This window comes from Candidatus Dorea massiliensis AP6 (genome assembly GCF_964245105.1).
In the GTDB taxonomy this organism is placed as follows: Bacteria; Bacillota; Clostridia; order Lachnospirales; family Lachnospiraceae; genus Laedolimicola; species Laedolimicola intestinihominis.
Map to the genome: position 1 here is coordinate 92,720 of NZ_CAXTKW010000014.1, position 19,166 is coordinate 111,885.

General features: G+C 47.4%; 15 protein-coding genes. 13 read left to right on the plus strand and 2 right to left on the minus strand.

Annotation, left to right across the window (positions count from 1 at the left end):
- Positions 1 to 31: 31 nt before the first annotated feature.
- From gyrB to ACESZP_RS14615, 10 genes are all read left to right on the plus strand, one after another.
- On the plus strand, positions 32 to 1,948 hold the full coding sequence (gyrB, locus tag ACESZP_RS14570; RefSeq protein WP_178038074.1) for a DNA topoisomerase (ATP-hydrolyzing) subunit B: 1,917 nt from the start codon (positions 32 to 34) through the stop codon (positions 1,946 to 1,948).
- A 54-nt stretch (positions 1,949 to 2,002) separates the two neighbouring features.
- A complete protein-coding gene (gyrA, locus tag ACESZP_RS14575; protein WP_178038075.1) occupies positions 2,003 to 4,498 on the plus strand; it encodes a DNA gyrase subunit A in 2,496 nt (831 codons plus the stop codon).
- A 123-nt stretch (positions 4,499 to 4,621) separates the two neighbouring features.
- Entirely contained in the window at positions 4,622 to 5,062 is a 441-nt protein-coding gene (locus ACESZP_RS14580) for a DUF2975 domain-containing protein (protein WP_178038076.1), read from the plus strand.
- A gap of 11 nt (positions 5,063 to 5,073) precedes the next feature.
- Positions 5,074 to 5,313: a helix-turn-helix domain-containing protein gene (locus ACESZP_RS14585; RefSeq protein WP_178038077.1), complete on the plus strand. Its 240-nt coding sequence runs from the start codon at positions 5,074 to 5,076 to the stop codon at positions 5,311 to 5,313.
- 1 nt (position 5,314) lies between these two features.
- On the plus strand, positions 5,315 to 6,790 hold the full coding sequence (locus tag ACESZP_RS14590; RefSeq protein WP_499709474.1) for a DUF4153 domain-containing protein: 1,476 nt from the start codon (positions 5,315 to 5,317) through the stop codon (positions 6,788 to 6,790).
- 245 nt (positions 6,791 to 7,035) lie between these two features.
- Positions 7,036 to 8,574: a glycosyltransferase family 39 protein gene (locus ACESZP_RS14595; protein ID WP_499709475.1), complete on the plus strand. Its 1,539-nt coding sequence runs from the start codon at positions 7,036 to 7,038 to the stop codon at positions 8,572 to 8,574.
- 78 nt (positions 8,575 to 8,652) lie between these two features.
- Positions 8,653 to 11,448, plus strand: a complete 2,796-nt coding sequence (locus ACESZP_RS14600; protein ID WP_499709476.1) for a hypothetical protein — start codon at positions 8,653 to 8,655, stop codon at positions 11,446 to 11,448.
- Positions 11,449 to 11,464: 16 nt separating this feature from the next.
- Entirely contained in the window at positions 11,465 to 12,193 is a 729-nt protein-coding gene (locus ACESZP_RS14605) for a lysophospholipid acyltransferase family protein (protein ID WP_499709477.1), read from the plus strand.
- A gap of 32 nt (positions 12,194 to 12,225) precedes the next feature.
- Entirely contained in the window at positions 12,226 to 13,047 is an 822-nt protein-coding gene (locus ACESZP_RS14610) for a purine-nucleoside phosphorylase (RefSeq protein ID WP_178039795.1), read from the plus strand.
- Entirely contained in the window at positions 13,044 to 13,910 is an 867-nt protein-coding gene (locus ACESZP_RS14615; RefSeq protein ID WP_499709478.1) for a S66 family peptidase, read from the plus strand. The genes ACESZP_RS14610 and ACESZP_RS14615 overlap by 4 nt, the downstream gene beginning before the upstream one ends.
- A gap of 59 nt (positions 13,911 to 13,969) precedes the next feature.
- Here the strand turns inward: ACESZP_RS14615 and ACESZP_RS14620 are convergent, their stop codons facing one another.
- Entirely contained in the window at positions 13,970 to 14,800 is an 831-nt protein-coding gene (locus tag ACESZP_RS14620; RefSeq protein WP_499709479.1) for a sugar phosphate isomerase/epimerase family protein, read from the minus strand.
- A gap of 12 nt (positions 14,801 to 14,812) precedes the next feature.
- Positions 14,813 to 15,658, minus strand: a complete 846-nt coding sequence (locus tag ACESZP_RS14625; protein ID WP_499709480.1) for a phosphogluconate dehydrogenase C-terminal domain-containing protein — start codon at positions 15,656 to 15,658, stop codon at positions 14,813 to 14,815.
- A gap of 259 nt (positions 15,659 to 15,917) precedes the next feature.
- Here ACESZP_RS14625 and ACESZP_RS14630 point away from each other — a divergent pair, with 259 nt between their 5' ends.
- The 3 genes from ACESZP_RS14630 to ACESZP_RS14640 are packed head-to-tail and all read left to right on the plus strand — an operon-like array spanning position 15,918 to position 19,149.
- Entirely contained in the window at positions 15,918 to 16,667 is a 750-nt protein-coding gene (locus ACESZP_RS14630; protein WP_349164544.1) for an amidohydrolase family protein, read from the plus strand.
- Positions 16,668 to 16,678: 11 nt separating this feature from the next.
- Positions 16,679 to 18,166: a sugar ABC transporter ATP-binding protein gene (locus tag ACESZP_RS14635; protein WP_499709481.1), complete on the plus strand. Its 1,488-nt coding sequence runs from the start codon at positions 16,679 to 16,681 to the stop codon at positions 18,164 to 18,166.
- 14 nt (positions 18,167 to 18,180) lie between these two features.
- The gene (locus ACESZP_RS14640) at positions 18,181 to 19,149 is read left to right on the plus strand and encodes an ABC transporter permease (RefSeq protein ID WP_499709483.1); all 969 of its coding nucleotides are present in this window, start codon (positions 18,181 to 18,183) and stop codon (positions 19,147 to 19,149) included.
- Positions 19,150 to 19,166 lie beyond the last annotated feature (17 nt).

Below are 19,166 nucleotides of genomic sequence, written 5' to 3' on the forward strand. Positions count from 1 at the left end.
GAACTTAAAATAAGCAATAGGAGGATTGGAAATGAGCGCAGAATACGGAGCAGATCAAATCCAGATTTTGGAAGGATTGGAAGCAGTCCGGAAGAGACCTGGTATGTACATTGGAAGCACCTCCTCCCGTGGACTTCATCATCTGGTTTATGAGATTGTAGACAATTCCGTGGATGAGGCCCTGGCAGGCTTCTGCAAAAATATTGACGTGACGATTCAGAAGGATAATTCTATTACAGTTACTGACGATGGACGCGGCATTCCGGTGGGAATCAATCACAAGGCCGGCATTCCGGCGGTGGAGGTGGTCTTTACCGTGCTTCATGCAGGCGGAAAGTTCGGCGGTGGAGGATACAAGGTGTCCGGAGGTCTGCACGGCGTAGGAGCCTCCGTAGTCAATGCTCTTTCCGAATGGCTGGAGGTTCGTATCTGCAGCGAGGGCAGGATTTATTTCCAGCGGTATGAGAGAGGCCATGTGGTAGAGCCGCTGAAGGTAATCGGAGAATGCGATCCGGAGAAAACCGGTACCCAGGTAAGTTTTCTGCCGGATAAAGAGATCTTTGAGGAGACTGTTTACGATTATGATGTGCTGAAGGTACGTCTGCGGGAAATGGCTTTTCTGACCAAGGGCCTGAATATCATTCTCCGTGATGATCGCCAGGAGCCCCAGTACAAGAAGGAGTTCTGTTATGAGGGCGGTATCAAGGAGTTTGTAAGCTACCTGAACCGATCAAAGACGGCCCTGTACGATCAGATCATTTACTGCGAGGGTACGGTAAATGATGTGGTTGTAGAGGTGGCGCTGCAGCACAATGATTCTTATACGGAGAACTGCTACAGCTTTGTAAATAACATCAATACTCCGGAGGGTGGCACCCATCTGACCGGCTTTAAAAACGCGCTGACCAAGACCTTCAATGATTACGCGCGGAAAAATAAGCTCCTGAAGGACAGCGAGCCCAGTCTGAACGGCGATGATATCCGCGAGGGACTGACTGCCATCATCAGCATTAAGATCGGCGAGCCCCAGTTCGAGGGTCAGACCAAGCAGAAACTGGGTAACAGCGAAGCCCGTGGAGCCGTGGATAACGTGGTTTCCGAGCAGCTGATGATTTTCCTGGAGCAGAATCCCATGGTAGCCAAGGTGATTCTGGAAAAATCCATTCTGGCCCAGCGTGCCCGTGAGGCAGCGAGAAAAGCCCGCGACCTGACCAGAAGAAAGACCGCTCTCGATGGTATGGCTCTGCCCGGAAAGCTGGCAGACTGCTCCGATAAGAATCCGGAGAACTGCGAGATCTACATCGTAGAGGGAGATTCCGCAGGCGGCTCCGCCAAGACGGCCCGTTCCCGCGCGACCCAGGCGATCCTGCCCCTGCGCGGTAAGATTCTGAACGTGGAAAAGGCCCGTCTGGATAAGATTTACGCCAATGCGGAGATCAAGGCTATGATTACCGCCTTTGGTACCGGTATTCATGATGATTTTGATATCAGCAAGCTTCGGTATCACAAGATCATTCTGATGACCGATGCCGATGTGGACGGCGCGCATATCAGCACCTTGCTTCTTACATTTATTTACAGATTTATGCCGGATCTCATCAAGGAGGGCTATGTATATCTGGCCCAGCCGCCTCTCTATAAGCTGGAGCGGAACAAAAAGGTCTGGTATGCCTACAGTGATCAGCAGCTTGCCGATATTTTGAATGAGGTAGGCCGTGATACCAACAACAAGATCCAGCGTTATAAAGGTCTGGGTGAGATGGACGCCGAGCAGCTCTGGGAGACCACCATGGATCCGGAGCGGCGTATCCTGAAGCGCGTAACCATGGAGGACGCGGATTCCGCGGAGATCGATCTGACCTTCAATACCCTGATGGGCGATAAGGTAGAGCCGAGACGGGAATTCATCGAAACCAACGCAAAATACGTGAAAAACTTAGACATTTAACAGTTCAGCCCTGGCGCGGCTGAACGTCCGTAACCTAGTAAGGGAGAATAGAAAATGGAAGACAATATCTTTGACAAAATCCATGACGTGGATTTGAAAAAGACCATGGAGGATTGTTATATTGATTATGCCATGAGCGTAATCGCTGCCCGTGCCCTTCCGGATGTCCGGGACGGTTTAAAGCCGGTACAGCGGCGTGTGCTTTATTCCATGATCGAGCTGAATAACGGACCGGATAAGCCCCACAGAAAGTGCGCGCGTATCGTCGGCGATACCATGGGTAAATATCACCCCCATGGAGACAGCTCCATCTACGGAGCCCTGGTTAATATGGCCCAGGACTGGTCCACCCGTTATCCGCTGGTAGACGGACACGGAAATTTTGGTTCCGTGGACGGTGACGGCGCTGCGGCAATGCGATATACAGAGGCCCGCCTGAGTAAAATTTCCATGGAAATGCTGGCGGACATCAATAAAAATACCGTAGACTTTGTACCGAACTTCGATGAAACCGAGAAGGAGCCTGCTGTGCTGCCCTCCCGTTTCCCTAATCTGCTGGTCAACGGAACCACAGGTATCGCAGTCGGTATGGCCACCAACATTCCGCCCCACAACCTGCGCGAGGTGGTAAAGGCGGTGGTGAAGCTTATCGATAACCGGATCGAAGAGGATCGGGATACCACCATCGAAGAAATCTTAAAGATTGTCAAGGGACCGGATTTTCCCACAGGCGCGGAGATTCTCGGAACCCGCGGCATTGAGGAGGCATACCGTACCGGCCGGGGCAAGATCCGGGTGCGCGCGGTTACCAATATAGAGACCATGAGCAACGGCAAGAGCCGTATCGTGGTAACAGAGCTTCCCTATATGGTCAATAAGGCGCGGCTGATCGAGAAGATCGCCGAGCTGGTAAAGGAGAAGCGGATCGACGGTATCACCTACATTGGCGATGAATCCAGCCGGGAAGGCATGCGGATCAACATTGAGCTCCGTAAGGACGCCAACGCCAATGTAATTTTAAATCAGCTGTATAAGCACACACAGCTTCAGGATACCTACGGCGTGATTATGCTGGCTCTGGTAAATAACGAGCCGAAGGTGCTGAATCTTCTGGATATGCTGAAGTATTATCTGCTTCACCAGGAAGACGTAGTGACCCGCCGTACCAGATACGATCTGAACAAGGCGGAGGAGCGCGCCCATATCTTAAAGGGTCTGCTGATTGCCCTGGATCATATCGACGAAGTAATCCGGATTATCCGCGGCTCCCGGTCTACGCCGGAGGCGAAGCAGAAGTTGATGGATCGCTTTGAACTGGACGATGTACAGGCACAGGCTATCGTAGATATGCGTCTGCGTACACTGACCGGTCTGGAACGGGAGAAGCTGGAGGCAGAATATAAGGCGCTGATGGAGCAGATTGATTACCTGAAGGGAATTCTGGCAGATGAGAAAAAGCTGCTGGGCGTCATCAAGGAAGAGATTACCGTAATTGCAGATAAATACGGCGACGATCGCCGGACCAGCATCGGCTTTGACGAATTTGATTTGTCCATGGAGGATCTGATTCCGGAGGAGGACGTGGTTATTACCATGACCAATCTGGGTTATATCAAGCGTATGACCACGGATAATTTCAAAAGCCAGAACCGTGGCGGCAAGGGAATCAAGGGTATGCAGACCATCAATGAGGATTACATTGAGGATCTGATGATGACCACTACCCACCATTACATCATGTTCTTTACCAATACCGGTAAGGTTTACCGTCTGAAGGGCTATGAGATTCCGGAGGCCAGCCGGACTTCGAGAGGAACCGCGATTATCAACCTTCTGTCTCTGCAGCCGGGAGAGAAGATCACAGCGGTGATTCCCATCAAGGAGTACGAGGAAGGCAAGTATCTGTTCATGGCCACTAGAAACGGCCTGGTGAAGAAAACGGCTATCCGGGAATACGCCAATGTGAAGAAATCCGGACTGGTTGCGATCAACCTCCGAGATAATGACGAGCTGATCGAGGTAAAATATACCAACAATGAGCAGGACGTATTCCTGATTACCAAGTATGGTATGTGCATCCGTTTCCGCGAGACAGACGTGAGAGCCACCGGTCGCGCGTCCATGGGCGTCATTGGTATGAATCTGACCGATCAGGACGAAATCGTGGCTATGCAGGTGCGCAGCCAGGGCGAGTATCTTCTGGTAGTATCCGAAAAGGGTCTGGGTAAGCGAACCGGCATGGATGAGTTTACGGTACAGAACCGTGGCGGCAAGGGCGTGAAGTGCTATAAGATCACCGATAAGACCGGAAATGTGGTCGGCGCTAAGGCAGTCAACGAGGACAATGAGGTAATGCTGATTACCACAGAGGGAATCATTATCCGGATTCCCTGCGGCGGTATTTCCATCGTAGGCCGTATCGCATCCGGCGTGAAGCTTATGAACGTGGATTCCGAAAATGTATCGGTCGCAAGTATCGCGAAGGTGCGGGAGCAGATGAACAAGGACGATTCTGTGGAAGAGATTGAGAATTCTGAAACGGAAGAATAAAATATCGAAAATCAATAAAAACATATTGAAAAACGATAAATAAAGTGGTAAGATACAGGTATCTGAAAGGGATAGCTGTATCTTACTATTTTTTTTAACGTAATTTCATTACAGGAGGTAATTATGAAAGTGACGAAATTTACAAAGGCTTTGCTGGATTTCATGCTCTGGGCGGGGATTCTGGCGGCTTTCAGTCTTCCGGTTTCCCTGAAAATCCTGGGAGACTATTTTCCGGAGTATCGGCGGTATTACCTGCCGCTTTTGGTGTTCCTGTTTCTCTCCGGCATTTTCGCGGTGCTGATTATCCGGGAGCTCCGCTCTATGTTCCGGACGGTTCTTGCTTCCGACTGCTTCGTGGAGAAGAACGTAACCAGTTTGAAGAGAATGTCGGTTTACAGCTTCTGCATTGCGGGACTGACCGTGATTCGATTATTTCTGGCGATGACCCCGGCGGCTATGGTGGAGGTGCTGGTGTTCCTGATCGCGGGGCTGTTCAGCCGGGTGCTGGCAGATGTCTTCGATCAGGCTGTTACCTACAAGCTGGAAAATGATTTAACCATATAGGGGGATTTGAGATGTCAATTCGTATCAATCTGGACGTGATGATGGCCCGGCGGAAAATTGGCCTCACGGAACTTTCACAGGAGGTAGACGTGACCATGGCCAATCTGTCCATTTTAAAAAATAACAAGGCAAAGGCAGTACGGTTTTCAACGCTGAACGCCATCTGTAAAGCGCTGGACTGTCAGCCCGGCGATATTCTGGAATACGTTCCGGAGGGTGACGGCGCGGAGGTCAGTGAGGAGGAATTCTAACATGAAGCTGTCGAAAAAGCTGGAAAAGTTCAGCCATCTGCAATTACTGTTTGGATTTTCGCTTTTTTATGTTTTCTGTTTGTATGACAATGTTTCAGGCGTGCTGTATCCGGTATTCCTGACCGGGATGCTTATGATGTATCAGTGCCTGATGGAGCAGGCCGGGCGATCGATCAAAAAAGACTCGAAGCTTTATATGCTGGCCATTCTGCTTCTGGGAATATCTACCTTTCTGACCGGCAATTTCATCATCATCTGGTGCAATAAGCTGGCGGTCTGGGTATTGTTTGGCATTCTGCTTCTGCATGATGGCTATGAGGATCAAAAATGGACGGTATTTCGCTATGTGGGCGGTTTATGGGAGCTGGCAATGATGACACTGGCCCATCTTTTCACGGTGTTCCCGGAGCTGGCCAAAAGCCGGAGAGTGTGGAAGGAGCAGGCCGGAGCCGGTGAAAAGAAGCAGAATGGGAAACTGATTTATGTGATCCTGGGCATTCTGTTGGGTGCAACCCTGCTCTGCCTGATTCTGCCGCTTTTGATTTCCGCCGACGCGGTCTTCGATCAGATGCTGGGCGGCGCGTTCGACTGGGTGGTGCGGGTGCTCAGCCGTATCATCCTTCCGACGAAGCTGCTCCTTATGACACTGATGTTTCTTTGGGGTCTGATGTTCTTCTTCGGCATCTACAGTGCTGTTAAGAACCGAAAGCCTCAGACGGAAGAAAAGGATCTGCGCACCCAGGAGCCGGTTTTAGCGATTACGGTGCTGGCTGTGATTGGCGTCGTATATCTGCTGTTCTGTATGGTACAGATTTCCTATCTGTTCACCGGCGGCTTCACCCTGCCGGCGGAATATTCCTACGCAGGATTTGCCAGACAGGGCTTCTTCCAGCTTCTGTTTGTCAGCGGGCTGAATCTTATGCTGGTGCTGGTGACCTTAAGCTTTTTCCGGGAAAATACAGCGCTGAAAATCATGCTGACCTTCCTTTCCGCCTGCACGTACATCCTGATCATTTCCTCGGCCTGCCGGATGTTCCTGTACATTCAGGCCTATCAGTTAACTCGGCTTCGGGTACTGGTGCTGTTTGCGCTGCTGGTGTTGACGGTGCTGTTTGCGGGCGTGATCCGGAGCATTTATCAGGAGCGTTTTCCAATGATCCACTACAGCGTGGCAGTGGTCGCCGTGTTGTATCTGGTTCTGTCCTTCAGCCACATGGACGCCTGGATTGCCTCCTACAATATCGCCCACGATCAAACCAGCTATCTTTATGAGCTGTCTACCGACGCATCGGGCCCGATGCTGAAGGCAGCAAAGGAAGGAACCGCAGAGGTGGAGATGACGCGGGAATATTTTTCCATGAACAAGTATCAGGCGGAGGCGCACAGCGGAATGCGAAAGTTCAATGTGTCGGAATTTCTGTTCGGGCTGCGATGTAAAGAATACTTCTGTGGGAATACCGGCGCGCCGCTGGAATAAGAGGCGGCGATTCGGCAGAGCCTGCGCCAGTGAAAAATCAGGTAATTCAACAGAGCCCGCGCCGTCGGAACTTTAGGATGACAAATGAAGTGCTTTATACTATAATTACATTGAATTCGTGTACCTTTCCCGGTAATGCGGATTCAATGTAATTTTTTTGACCTGAAATACTTTCTGAAACGAAAGGCTTACGCTCAAAGAAAGCATTCAGGAACATGTATTTTACGATAAAGAACGGAGATTTTATGCAAAATAAATTGTTACGGGCGGCGGACGGCGTGGTACTCTGGCTGTCCATTCTGCTGTTCGGTTTTCTGACGGTGGCCAGCATGTTAAGCACTGCCTATTTCACACCGAATTCCTCTTACGCGGAGCGACCGGAGTATCGGTGGGATTTGATTCCGCTAAATCTGTTGTTCCTGGCGGCTGTTGTGGGAATCCTATATATATTATATAAAAAACAAATATTTGAGAAAATTTCCACAAAGGCATTGGCGGCGATTGCGGTTCTTTTTGTAATCGGTATGGGCATCCTCTGGATTCAGGCAAGCCATACCTACCCGGAGGCCGATCAGAAAGCGGTTTCCTGGGTATCCTACCTGATGACCCAGAATAATTTTCTGTTTTTTGAGCATGGAAAATATATGCAGATCTACCCGAATCAGTTGGGTTTGTCGGCGATTCTGGAGGTTCTGTACCGGCTGACCGGGGGAGAAAACTGGAAAGCGTTTATGTACCTGACCGCTCTGGCAAATGGTGTGGTGGTCTATCTGCTTTACAAAATTACCGACAGGCTTTATCACGATCAAAACACGGATCGGCTGGTGCTACTGGCGTCCATGGGATGTATCCAGCTCATACTGTACAGCACCTTTCTCTACGGTATTATGTTGGGACTGGCCTTTGCGCTGGGGGCTTTTTACGCACTGTTGTTTTTTTTGGAGCATGGAAAATGGCGTTATGCGGTAAGCTCCGGAATTTTGATTGGAATTTCGATTCTGGTGAAGAATAACTACAGTATCTTTCTGGTGGCGTTGGTGCTTCTGCTTTTATATGACGCAGTAAAAAAGAGTGGCGTAAGGATCAAAAAAGCCGGAAAAAGCCTGGCCGCCATCTTGATTTTGATCGGTTTGACTGTGTTTTTGAGTAAAAGTCTAACGGCTTTTTATGAGTCACGCTCCGGCTTTACGATCGAGAGCGGCATGCCCAAATCCCTCTGGGTGGCCATGGGCATGCAAGAGGGTGAGCGGGCCGAGGGCTGGTACAACGCATTTAACTTTGATACTTATGTAAACTCGGACTGCGACCCGGTAGCCAGCGACGCCATTGCCAAAGAGGCAATCGGGGAGTCATTGAGGCAATTTCGGAAGGATCCGGTCTATACCGCCCGCTTTTACCTGAGAAAAACCCTGTCCCAGTGGAACGAGCCCACCTACGAGGCCCTCTGGGTTAATCAGTTTCACAGCGGTGATTTTTCTACCATTGTTCAGAGCATCTATGAGGGCAAGCTGTATCAGGTGCTTAGCGAATACATGAACCTGTTTCAGCTTTTGGTCTTCGCGGCGGTTTTTGCAGGATTTTTGATCGGCATAAAAGTGGAAAACCGGTGGCAGCTTCCGGAGCTTTTTCTGCCCATGGTGATTCTGGGGGGATTTTTCTTCCACACCATCTGGGAGGCCAAGTCCCAGTATATCTTCCCGTATTTTGTGTGTATGCTTCCGGGCGCGGCTGCAGGGCTGTCGGGAACGCTGAGAAAATGGAACAGCCATAAGAAAGAAAAGTAAGAGAAACCAAAGGAAATACCCTACGGGTATCCCTGGATGCCCTGGAAACATGGGCAAATATAGGAAAGGTTTTAGACTATGAAAAAATATTTTTCACAGAAAATATGCGTCATTTCAGCCCTGCTGACGATCCCGTCCACCGCCCTCCTGTGCTGGCTGGTTATGCGGGTATTGTATCAGCGGATGCCGGAATATACGGAGTTTGTCACAGGCTATACCACCTGGACCGCCTACTATAAGCAGGGGGATATGACCCTGGCGAATCTGTTTATCGGCGGGCTGCTGGGCTTTTTTCTTCTGTATGCGGTGCTTCTGACTCTGCTTTCGAAGAAATGGAGCCGGCTTTGCGGCAGTTTTGATCGGACAAAAGAATATACGGCGAAGCAGCGTGAAAGCTATGGGTGGTTTGAGGACGCCTGCTTTCTGATACTGATTTCCCAGTTCATTCTGGCCTTATTTGGCTATGGAATGGAAGCGTTTTTGGGTATACAGGCGTGGTTGGAGAAGCTTTTCCCCATAGTTCAGTGCATAACTCTGATCGGTGTGGGTATCTTTCTGTTTTTTAACTACAAATGTGGAAAAGATCCGCAAAAGAGAAAACCAAACCGAGAACAGCTGAACAAATATATGCAGTGGGGACAGTGGATCCTGCCGATTTCTTTTCTGATGCTTGGAAATTATGAATATATTCGCGAAGGACAGGTTATCCGGCTTTATCAGAATGTGAAAATGCAGACTGTAGTTCTTATACTGATAGTTGTATGTACCCTGTACAACAGGAAATTTTTCAGAAAATACAGGGAAGATTCCAGACCGGCGCTTTCTCTTCCGACTTTCCTCTCCCTGGCGGTTTTTGCCTCCTGGACGCTGCCAAACGGAACGATTTCCGGCACGCCCCTGGAGATGTACCATTACGGAGAAATTTCAGAGCCGCTGCATGAGCTTCTGAATTACGGCATTGTGCCCTATATCGATACCATGCCGATCCACGGAGTATGCGATTATTTCCAGGCGGCAGTGGGAAAGCTGTTATTTGACGGAACCTATGCGTCCATTGAACCGGCTATGACCGTAGGCTGTGTCCTCATCGCCATGGCGACGGCGGCGGTGTTCTACTATTTTATCGACAATCAGCTGCTGGGGCTTCTCTGCGTGCTGCTGTTCTCCCTGTTCGGAGACAAGTACTATTACGTGCGCTGGGCCTTTGCGCTGCCCTTTATCGTGATCGTATTTTCAAAAAAAATGCGGAAGGATTTTTCCATGCAGCTCTGGAGCTGGATCTTTATCTCGATCCTGTCCATCGCCTGGAATTCCTCTATCGGCGGAGCCTGCGCCCTGGCGACCCTGCCTATGATTCTCTGGGAGTGCTTCCATGAGAAGGGCTGGAAAATCTTCTTCCGCCTGAACGAAAAAGAAGTGCGGCGGAAAATTCTGCCCTGGTATATTCCGCTTCTGATCCTGGGAATTTGCTTTATTCCCATGTTTTTCGCGATTCTTCGATATATTGTGGAAAATTCGGCGGCGATTCTCGAAACCACCGGGGATATTCTGCGGGAGGAGCTTGCAAGTCCCTTTGTCTGGTACGCCACCTTTGGCTTCGGACTTTCCCTTCTGGCAGCCCTGATTTTCCCGGCAGGAAAAGAAGGAGAAGAGAAAAAGTTTGCCCTGTACGCTCTGTTTTTCCTGATTATTTTCAATCTGGTGATCGTGCGTTATACCTTCGTGCGGACCCAGTTTGGCGAGCGGGGGATTATCGTAACTACCATCTGCAGCCTGTTTCTGATTTTGATGATTTTCCTGCCCTCCCTGGAAAAACGCTTTTCCCTGTGGACAGCGGGTATGATGGCCTTTCTGTTCCTGGCGACGGTGGTAACCAGGGGAAGCAATCTTTTGACTATGCCCGCGAAGGTGTTCGAGCGGGATACGATCAGTGACGATTATACTTACGCCACCGTGGAGGAGACGGGCATCCCGGGCCTCGGCAACATTTACATTACGGAAGAGCAGAAGGAAGAGCTGATGAACCTGAATACCCTGGTCAATGATCTCTGCCGGGATAAGAAGGTTGTGGATATGACGAACCAGCTGTCCCATTATAATATCCTGAATAAGGAAAACCTGATGCCTTTCAGCAGTACCTACAACACCAACAACCGGGTGATGCAGACCCGGGCTATCGAGGTGCTGCAGGAAAAGCAGCCGGAAATCCTGATCGTGGCGCCTGCCTGGCAGCACGATTCCGGATCCATAAGCACTCGGAATTACTACATGTACCAGTATCTGCAGAAGCACTATACGCCCTGCAAGTATAAGAATATCATTTTCCTGACCAATGACGACGAGGTGCGGGCCCGGTTTGAACCGGCCTACGAGGAGTTTGGAAAGCTCCAGCACATTGAGGATCTGAAAATGCTTCCGAAGGCCTGGGGCAATGAAGTTCTAAAGGAGCAGGAGACGGAGGCGCTGAAGATAGACTGGAGCCTGCTGGACACCAACGCCACGGAACTGGGCGATGATCGGTATATTCTGAATGCCGAGGAAAACTATTTTCTCTACGCTTTTCCGGAGAACCGGGACGGTTCGGAGATTCCCTTCCTGCGGATTACGGTCAGGGACGAAAGCGGATCCGGGGAGCCTTTGAAATTCCAGGGCGTGGTGTACTTCATGAATGAAGGGAAGGGCGTGAAAGAGGCTCACCGCTTTACCTTCGACGGAAGTGAAGGAAGCTTTCTGATTCCATTGACTACCAGCCCCTACTGGAGCTATTCTGATGAGCTTCAGTCTATGATGCTGGATTTCATCAGCGGCAGCCTGGCAGGAAAGCAGGTTTCGATAAAGACAGAGTTTGAGACGCTGAAGCTTACAGAAAGATAAAGAGAAGGAAAAAAAGATGAGAAGAATTATTTTGATGGTATTGTATAATCTGCCCTTTGTACCATACTGGTGGTGGCAGCTGTGCCATTTCGCAAAGCATACGGAGGAGATTCCGGAGCCGGAGAAATACGCGCTGCTGAAAAAAATCACCCTTCACGCCAATAAGGGAGGACGTGTGAAAATCGACGTACATGGAAGAGAACATATCCCCACAGGGGAAAGCTTTGTCTTTTTTCCCAACCACCAGGGACTCTTCGATGTGCTGGCGATTATTGAGGCCTGCGATCAGCCCTTCTCGGTGGTGGCAAAAAAAGAAGTAAAGGACGTGCCGTTTCTGAAGCAGGTGTTCCGGATCATGAAAGCGAAAATCATGGATCGGGAGGATGTACGTCAGTCCCTGCAGGTAATTCTGGCTGTGACCGAGGAGGTCAAAAACGGACGGAACTATCTGATTTTCCCGGAAGGAACCCGATCGAAACAAGGAAATCAGGTGGGGGATTTCAAGGGCGGCAGCTTCAAATGCGCTGTGAAGGCCAGGGCGCCCATCGTTCCGGTAGCGCTTCTGAACGCCTTTGAGCCCTTTGATCGGAACAGTATCGCCCCGGTTACGGTTCAGGTTCATTTCCTGGAGCCGATTTTCTACGAGGAATATAAGGATCTGAAGACCACCGCCATCGCCGAGCTGGTGCGGGAGCGGATCGTAAAAACCATTGCGGAACAGGAAAAGGAAGCAGCAATAAAATAAGGTTCCATTCATAAGCAAAGGAAGGTATGTCTATGAGCAAAGCACTGGAAAAACTGCAGAACTGTATGAGATGTATTCGGGAAAAAACGGATTTTCAGCCGGAGGTGGCGCTGATTCTGGGCTCAGGTCTGGGCGATTACGCGGAGAGCATTGATATCCGGGCTGAGGTCAGCTACCGGGAAATTGAAGGCTTCCCGGTGTCCACCGTACCCGGACACAAAGGACGGTTTGTCTTCGGCTATGTGAATCAGGTTCCGGTGGTAATCATGCAGGGCCGGGTTCATTATTACGAGGGCTACTCCATGGAAGAAGTGGTGCTGCCCACCCGTCTTATGGGTATGATGGGTGCCAGAAAGCTTCTGCTCACCAATGCAGCAGGCGGCATAAACTTTGATTTCGCGCCGGGAGATTTTATGTTGATTACCGATCACATCTCTTCCATGATACCCAATCCTCTGATCGGAACGAATCTGGAGGAGCTGGGCCCCCGGTTTCCGGATATGAGCGAGGTCTACAGCCGCCGTATGGGCCGGGTGGTAAGAAAAGAGGCAGAAAAGCTGGGCATCCCCCTGAAGGAGGGCGTCTATATCCAGCTGACAGGCCCGTCCTATGAGACCCCGGCTGAGATCCGCATGTTTCGGAGTCTGGGCGCAGACGCGGTCGGCATGAGTACCGTCTGTGAAGCAATCGCGGCCCGGCATATGGGCATGGAGATCTGCGGAATCTCCTGCATCACCAACCTGGCGGCCGGTATGTCGGCCAGGGAGCTGAACCATGCAGAGGTACAGGAAACGGCAGACCGGGTGGCGAAGCAGTTTAAGGAGCTGGTGACAGCTGTGGTGACCGGGATATGAGAAAAATAGCGCTGGTGGCCTGTTCAAACGGTCTGGAAGTACGGAAAAAAGAGAGCGTGGAGGAGCTTTGCGCATACCTGGAGGGGCTGGGCTTCACGCCCTGCGTAAGTCCCTGCCTATATGAGAAGGATCCGATTTTTTGTTCTGTCTTCAGCGGCACTGCGGAAGAACGGGCCGAAGCTCTGATGAGCTTCTACCGGGATCCGGAAGTACAGGCGATACTGGATCTGTCAGGCGGCGATCTGGCCAATGAGCTTCTGCCTTATCTGGATTACGAGGTGATCGGGAAAAGCCAGGCAGAATTCTGGGGCTACAGTGATCTGACCACGATTCTGAATGCCATCTATGCGAAGACCGGCAGGTCTTCCGTCCTTTATCAGGCCCGGAATCTTGTTTCGGACGGCGGATTCTTTCGCCGTCCGGCCTTTGAAAATACAATATTACAGAAACAATCGGATTTATTTCAAATTTCCTGCCAATACGTGCAAAAAGGACAGAAGCAGGAGCTCTCTGAGTTCTGCGGCACTCTGGTGGGCGGGAATATCCGCTGCCTTCTGAAGCTGGCGGGGACGGAATACTGGCCGGATATGCAGGACAAAATCCTTCTTCTGGAGTCCTGGAGCGGCGGCGTCCCGAAGATGGTTACGTACTTCAGCCAGCTAAGGCAGCTTGGCGTATTCCGGCAGATAAAAGCCCTGCTTCTCGGCACCTTTACGGAGATGGAGGACAGGGGCTGTTCCCCGACCATAGAGGAGCTGGCCTGCCGTTATGCAGGATCAGAGCTTCCGATTCTGAAAACCCGGCAGATTGGCCATGGAAAAGACGCGCTGGCCGTCCGTGTCGGAGAAAAGTTCGGTATGTAGATAGAAACAGCAGCTCTATGAAAAATCATAAAGCTGCTGTTTCCATTAGGATAATGAAATTAATTAGAAAAAAGCGATTTAAATTTATTCTGAAGATAATGTATACTCTCTTCGGCCCACTGTTCTTCTAAAGCAGTGGTTTCTTCAATCGTTCCAAGCCAGGGCATCCACTGTTCCAAAATCAGATTAAAATTTTTTTTGGAATGATTTCGATTTTTAATCATATAATCCATATCAGTCATTCCCTGTCCGGCAATACAGCCCTGAACAATAAATCCCATGTCATAATCAGTTCGCCGAATTGTAAAGTCTTTATAATGAAAATTAATTGCCTGAGGAAGCAACGCTTCTATGACCTGAGCTTGACATTCCTGAATTCCAAGGGAGTTAACACAGTCAATACAGGTACCAAGATAAGGACTATCGATTGTTTCTGTCAGTTCTTTTAATTCAGCAACATGACGCAAATCATGATTTTCTATCGCAAGACTAATTCCTGCGGCTTCATAGGAAGGTAAAACCTCTTCGATCCAGGAAATACCTTCGGAAACACTTGGATGAGCGCCATCCCCATCCATAATAGTACGTACAAGGGTAGAACCTGTAATTTCAGCAATATGAAGATATTGTTTCAAAATATGGGGAGTAATTCCACGGGTTCCGATTTCAAGTTGTAGACAATGTGCATCTGCGGATTTTCGAATATCGTATAAAGCAGAATCCGAAAAAAGATGCAAAGGAACAATATTGTCTAAAATCTGAACAACAGGAATATGGTGGTTAAAAGCCTTGTCAAACAAGACATCCAGAGTAAAAGGATGAGAAGGCTGTGGATAATTAGCAACACCAAAATTCCAGGTATAGGTACAGGTGCTGAGTCCAAGTTTCATGGGAAACCTCCATTACTGTTGATACTGATCCGGATGAAGCATAGCTTTTACAATGGTACGTGTGAATTCAATATCAAGCGCTTCACGCCAGTTAGGATTAATAACTTTTTTATACCCATTGCTTGCTGCAATTTTAGCTGCATCTGACAGAGGGTTGGTATGCAGAAAATAGATAGAAAGTCCCATCTGCATATGACCAAGGATAAATGAGCGGGCAGCTGCTTCCGGAACGCCGGCTTTTACAATTTCGTCAACTACTTCTGTCATACATTTGATAAGGGCAGTATTTACCACTTCTGTAGCAGCAGGCTCGAGAAGTGCCATTTGTTCAACGGTAATTTCAAAGCTGTTCATTACCGGTGAAAACATTTTTTTACTCAATGGCATAGCCAAATCGTCAAAAAGCTTTCTTTCACCAGAAACGTAAGCAATTACAATATCCTGAAGGGCAGCAACACCTCCAAAATGATCATTTCTGGCTTCTTCATTTGGCTGCTCAAAGAAAAGCTGTGGATGGCAGGGGTGAATTACAGCAGTGGTACAGTCCGCCCGTATAAAAGCTTCTTCTGCAAATACTGCGGCAGGATCAAGCAAAATGATTAATGTTCCGGGTTTTACCATAGGAGCATATTGTGCGGTAAGCTTTCCTAAAAGTCTGTCAGGAAGAGCGAAGATTACAACGTCGCAATCAGAAAGCGCTTTTTCAGGGGACTCAATTGGAAGTCCTTTATGTTCAATAGAAGGAATTTTACTTTTATCATTTTCAACCAGGCAGGGATGATAGCCATTCCGAAGAAGGCTGTCTGTAATTCTGGCACCCATTTTTCCACCGGCGCCTAAAATAGTTATTTTTTCCATAAGACATTCTCCTTTTGTATTAAAATTTAAACATCGGATGTTTTATGTTTTGGATTATAAAACAACACAAATAAAAAGTCAACTAAAAAATCTAAAATAAAATAATAATCTGGAAAATGGGGAAAATGCACAAAAATATCAAATAAATTAATACAAAATATAAAAAATATAAAATTATATTGACACATATAACCGGATGTGCTAGGATGGGGTCACAAGAAAGGTATGATGTTTAAAAGATGATAAGGAGGACGGAAGTATGATTATTGATGCACATGCGCACTTGGGACATGATTATGTGTTTGATGAGGAAATCACAGAAGAGGAGCTGATCACTCAGTATAGAAAAGATCATGTAGATGGCGCAATCATTCAGCCTTTTATTTCCCGGCCTTATATAGAAGAAACAAAGGCATATCATAACAGAATAGCAGAATTCTGTGATGCCGGAAAAGGACTTTTTTATGGAATGGCTTCTATTAATCCACATTTTAAGGATGAAGAAGTATATGACGAATTAAAGAGATGTGTGAAAGAATTGGGATTTGTAGGGGTAAAGATTACACCCATTGCGCATGCGGTGAATCCTGCCTCAAAAGATGGAATGAAGATTTTTGATATGGCAAGAGAATTAAAAATCACGGTTATGGTGCATACCGGATCTGGAGCTCCCTTTTCGGATCCAATGATGATATTGCCGGCAGCAAAGCAATTTCCGGATGTGAAAATTGTAATTGCCCATGCGGGAACAGATCTTCTGAAAAGTGAGGCAGTTTTTCTGACAAAGACGTATGATCAGATTTATATAGAGCCCAGTTGGTTAGGAATCTCAGCAACAAAGGCAGTGATAGAAAGCTGTGGCGTTAATAAAGTAATGTTCTCATCAGACCATCCGCGCAATGTTCCTATGGAACTGTTAAAGTATAGAAATCTGATTTCCGATTCGGAGGACTTGGAACGGGTTTTATCAGGTACAGTCATCGAAGCGTTTGAGTTGAAAACAAAATAAGGAGGAAAAAGATGGAGAATAACCTTTTCCTTGAAATTTGTGGGGTATCAAAAATATTTCCCGGGATCAGAGCATTGGACAAAGTCAGCTTTGATATCAGAGAGGGTGAAGTGCATGCTATATGCGGAGAAAATGGAGCCGGAAAAAGCACACTGATTAACGTTTTGGCAGGTAATTACAGACCGGACGAGGGCTATTTGAAAATAAAAGGAGACAGGGTAGCGTTCGCAAATCAGTCGGAAGCTATTGAGGCAGGTATAGCCGTAGTGTATCAGGAGAGAAGTCTGGTAGGAAATCTTTCAGTGGAAGAAAATATTTTTGCGGACAAGGAGCCTTTGAACAGATTTGGGTTTATTGATGGAAAAGAATTGTCCAGAAGGACAAAAGAAGCCTGTCAGAAAATAAAATTAGACCTAAATCCTAAAATGCTAATACAAGATGTTTCGCCGGCAGATCAGCAAATGGTAGAAATTGCAAAGGCCATGACTACAGATTGTAAACTGATTGTGTTTGACGAACCGACGGCAGCCCTGACGGATCGGGAAACAAAGGTGTTATTTGAATTAATTCAGGAATTTAAGAGCAAGAAGATTTCAGTGATTTATATTTCACACAGACTTGAAGAAATCTTTGAAATTTCAGATAGGGTAACTGTTCTAAAAGACGGAAAGTATATAGGAACTAAAAATACGGTTGATACAAATATGGATCAATTGATTCAGATGATGATTGGCCGGGATTTGGTAATTGATGCATATAAACCTTATTATACAGATAAAGTGGCATTGAAGGTTGAAAATCTGTGTGGCGCAAGGTTTGAAAATATTAACTTTGAAGCGTATGAGGGAGAAATTCTGGGTTTTTCTGGTCTGGCCGGGGCGGGACGAACAGAAACGTTTCGAGCAATTGTAGGTGCAGACAGACTCTATTCAGGAGAGATTACAGTATACGGGAAAAAGGTAAAAATTCATAATACAACGGAAGCAATTCAATGTGGAATAGGATATCTGCCGGAGGATCGGAAGGAAGAAGGCCTGTTTCTGGAACAGAGTATCGCGTCAAATATTATATCGGGTAACATGAATGCTGCTGAAAAAAATGGATTTTTATCTGACAAAATGGAATTTGAGGTTGCCGAGAAATATAGAAAAATTCTGAATATAGCGACACCGGATGTTAAAAAATTGGTGGGGGAGCTTTCTGGTGGAAACCAGCAGAAGGTTGTATTTGCAAAATGGTTGTTAGTAAATCCCAAAATTCTAATTGTAGATGAACCTACTAAGGGAGTGGATGTAGGTTCGAAGTCTGAAATATACAGAATTATGAGAAAGCTTGCAAAGAAAGGGACCTGTGTTATTGCCATATCTTCAGATTTGCCGGAAATATTGCAGATTAGTGACAGAGTAATTGTAATGCATGCAGGACATATAAGCGGTGAATGCGAAAGAAGCGAGATGAATGAGGAAGCAATTATGCGTTATTCATCAGGATTAGCATAAAAGGAGAAGGTAGCATGAAAAAAAGAATCAATCTGATGATGATTTTACAGAACAGAATTGTGTCGCTGGGGGCAATTAATTTTATTGTTATTATAGTATCCAGTCTTATCTGGAGCAATTCATTCGCGACAATTGCAAATGCTCAGTCGGTAGCGCTAAATATGGCAGTGAATGCAATAGTATGTATTGGAATGTTGGTTGTGCTGGCAGCTGGAGGAATTGATCTTTCTGTGGGAGCGGTTGTAGCGCTGTCGGGAGCACTCTGCGCAAATCTAATGATGCACCATAATGTTCCGATGGTAATTGCGATTATTGTCGCGTTAGCTGTAGCAGGGCTTGTTGGAGTAGTTAATGGTATATTAATTGCGGTTGTTGGTGTAAATCCGATGATTGTAACCTTATCCATGCAGGGGCTGATCAGAGGAATCGCAATGTTAATTGCGGGTTCGGGAATTACTAATCTTCCATCTGTATTTACTGGTCTTGTTGGCTGGAAAATAGGAGGATTTCGCGCACCAGTATTTTATATGATTATTCTCTGTGCTATTTATAGTTTTCTGGTAGCCAAGACAAAGTTTTTCCGGAGGTTTTATTACATAGGAGGAAATGAAAAAGCTGCACAGTTATCCGGTATTAATGTAATTCAGACGAATGTACTGGGGTATGTAAATAGCGCATTGTTGGCTGGATTGGCAGGTATTATTCAGGTGGCGAGAATGGGAGCAGCCGTTTCTTCTATTGGAGAAGGAATGGAGATGACAGCAATTACGGCATGCGTTCTGGGTGGAGCAAGTCTTACAGGAGGATATGGAACTGTTTTAGGAGCAGCTTTTGGTGTGTTGTTTACGAGCCTTGTAGATAATATTATGATTATGGGTAGAGTTGCATCCAGTTGGCAGGATATTGTTGTGGGTATTATTCTGATTGTGGCTGTTTCGACAGATGTTATTATCAAACGAAACCGAATCAGAATAAAAAAATAAAACCAAAGAAAAGGAGA

Excerpts from the sequence above, each read along its gene's own strand:
- ACESZP_RS14610 (WP_178039795.1), top strand. The coding sequence starts at position 12,226 with ATGAGCAAAGCACTGGAAAAACTGCAGAACTGTATGAGATGTATTCGG.
- ACESZP_RS14585 (WP_178038077.1), top strand. The coding sequence starts at position 5,074 with ATGTCAATTCGTATCAATCTGGACGTGATGATGGCCCGGCGGAAAATT.
- ACESZP_RS14580 (WP_178038076.1), top strand. The coding sequence starts at position 4,622 with ATGAAAGTGACGAAATTTACAAAGGCTTTGCTGGATTTCATGCTCTGG.
- gyrA (WP_178038075.1), top strand. The coding sequence starts at position 2,003 with ATGGAAGACAATATCTTTGACAAAATCCATGACGTGGATTTGAAAAAG.
- ACESZP_RS14640 (WP_499709483.1), top strand. The coding sequence starts at position 18,181 with ATGAAAAAAAGAATCAATCTGATGATGATTTTACAGAACAGAATTGTG.
- ACESZP_RS14620 (WP_499709479.1), bottom strand. The coding sequence starts at position 14,800 with ATGAAACTTGGACTCAGCACCTGTACCTATACCTGGAATTTTGGTGTT.
- ACESZP_RS14615 (WP_499709478.1), top strand. The coding sequence starts at position 13,044 with ATGAGAAAAATAGCGCTGGTGGCCTGTTCAAACGGTCTGGAAGTACGG.
- ACESZP_RS14590 (WP_499709474.1), top strand. The coding sequence starts at position 5,315 with ATGAAGCTGTCGAAAAAGCTGGAAAAGTTCAGCCATCTGCAATTACTG.
- ACESZP_RS14595 (WP_499709475.1), top strand. The coding sequence starts at position 7,036 with ATGCAAAATAAATTGTTACGGGCGGCGGACGGCGTGGTACTCTGGCTG.
- ACESZP_RS14630 (WP_349164544.1), top strand. The coding sequence starts at position 15,918 with ATGATTATTGATGCACATGCGCACTTGGGACATGATTATGTGTTTGAT.
- gyrB (WP_178038074.1), top strand. The coding sequence starts at position 32 with ATGAGCGCAGAATACGGAGCAGATCAAATCCAGATTTTGGAAGGATTG.
- ACESZP_RS14635 (WP_499709481.1), top strand. The coding sequence starts at position 16,679 with ATGGAGAATAACCTTTTCCTTGAAATTTGTGGGGTATCAAAAATATTT.
- ACESZP_RS14625 (WP_499709480.1), bottom strand. The coding sequence starts at position 15,658 with ATGGAAAAAATAACTATTTTAGGCGCCGGTGGAAAAATGGGTGCCAGA.
- ACESZP_RS14600 (WP_499709476.1), top strand. The coding sequence starts at position 8,653 with ATGAAAAAATATTTTTCACAGAAAATATGCGTCATTTCAGCCCTGCTG.
- ACESZP_RS14605 (WP_499709477.1), top strand. The coding sequence starts at position 11,465 with ATGAGAAGAATTATTTTGATGGTATTGTATAATCTGCCCTTTGTACCA.